Here is a 1709-nt window from a genome sequence, read left to right as displayed (position 1 = left end):
GTAGACCTTTGAAAACTGAACAAAGTTTTAACACTAAGAATTGTGTAGGTTCAACATTTAATTGTTGAAATGAATTACATACAACGAAGTCAATTCGCTAGCAATATTTTTTTATGAGTCACAAACTTTTAATATGAGAGTTTGATCCTGGCTCAGGACGAACGCTGGCGGCATGCCTAATACATGCAAGTCGAACGAACTTTCCTGATGATTGATGCTTGCATCATGAATCAGATCTAAGTGAGTGGCGGACGGGTGAGTAACACGTGGGTAACCTGCCCAAAAGAGGGGGATAACATTTGGAAACAGATGCTAATACCGCATAACAACTATTTTCTCATGATTATAGTTTGAAAGATGGCTCTGCTATCGCTTTTGGATGGACCCGCGGCGTATTAGCTAGTTGGTGAGGTAATAGCTCACCAAGGCGATGATACGTAGCCGACCTGAGAGGGTAATCGGCCACATTGGGACTGAGACACGGCCCAAACTCCTACGGGAGGCAGCAGTAGGGAATCTTCCACAATGGACGAAAGTCTGATGGAGCAATGCCGCGTGAGTGAAGAAGGTTTTCGGATCGTAAAACTCTGTTGTTGAAGAAGAACATGCGTGAGAGTAACTGTTCACGTACTGACGGTATTCAACCAGAAAGCCACGGCTAACTACGTGCCAGCAGCCGCGGTAATACGTAGGTGGCAAGCGTTGTCCGGATTTATTGGGCGTAAAGAGAATGTAGGCGGTTTATTAAGTTTGAAGTGAAAGCCCTCGGCTCAACCGAGGAAGTGCTTCGAAAACTGGTAAACTTGAGTGCAGAAGAGGAAAGTGGAACTCCATGTGTAGCGGTGGAATGCGTAGATATATGGAAGAACACCAGTGGCGAAGGCGGCTTTCTGGTCTGTAACTGACGCTGAGATTCGAAAGCATGGGTAGCAAACAGGATTAGATACCCTGGTAGTCCATGCCGTAAACGATGAGTGCTAAGTGTTGGGGGGTTTCCGCCCCTCAGTGCTGCAGCTAACGCATTAAGCACTCCGCCTGGGGAGTACGATCGCAAGATTGAAACTCAAAGGAATTGACGGGGGCCCGCACAAGCGGTGGAGCATGTGGTTTAATTCGAAGCAACGCGAAGAACCTTACCAGGTCTTGACATACCATGAAAAGCTAAGAGATTAGTCTTTCCCTTCGGGGACATGGATACAGGTGGTGCATGGTTGTCGTCAGCTCGTGTCGTGAGATGTTGGGTTAAGTCCCGCAACGAGCGCAACCCTTATTATCAGTTGCCAGCATTTAGTTGGGCACTCTGGTGAGACTGCCGGTGATAAACCGGAGGAAGGTGGGGACGACGTCAAATCATCATGCCCCTTATGACCTGGGCTACACACGTGCTACAATGGTCGGTACAACGTGCTGCGAACTCGCGAGGGCAAGCAAATCACTTAAAACCGATCTCAGTTCGGATTGTAGGCTGCAACTCGCCTACATGAAGCTGGAATCGCTAGTAATCGCGGATCAGCATGCCGCGGTGAATACGTTCCCGGGCCTTGTACACACCGCCCGTCACACCATGAGAGTTTGTAACACCCAAAGTCGGTGGGGTAACCCTTCGGGGAACTAGCCGCCTAAGGTGGGACAAATGATTAGGGTGAAGTCGTAACAAGGTAGCCGTAGGAGAACCTGCGGCTGGATCACCTCCTTTCTAAGGATATGAT

1 rRNA gene is annotated in these 1709 nt (G+C 48.7%); it reads left to right on the top strand.

Features of this window, described 5'->3' with window-relative positions:
- The first annotated feature begins 129 nt into the window (after positions 1-129).
- Positions 130-1696, top strand: a 16S ribosomal RNA gene (locus tag IV57_RS12780).
- Positions 1697-1709: the final 13 nt, after the last annotated feature.

The organism is Companilactobacillus kimchiensis (assembly GCF_001438805.1).
In the GTDB taxonomy this organism is placed as follows: domain Bacteria; phylum Bacillota; class Bacilli; order Lactobacillales; family Lactobacillaceae; genus Companilactobacillus; species Companilactobacillus kimchiensis.
Note: the sequence above shows the minus strand (reverse complement) of the source record. Positions and strands in the feature narration are given on the sequence as shown.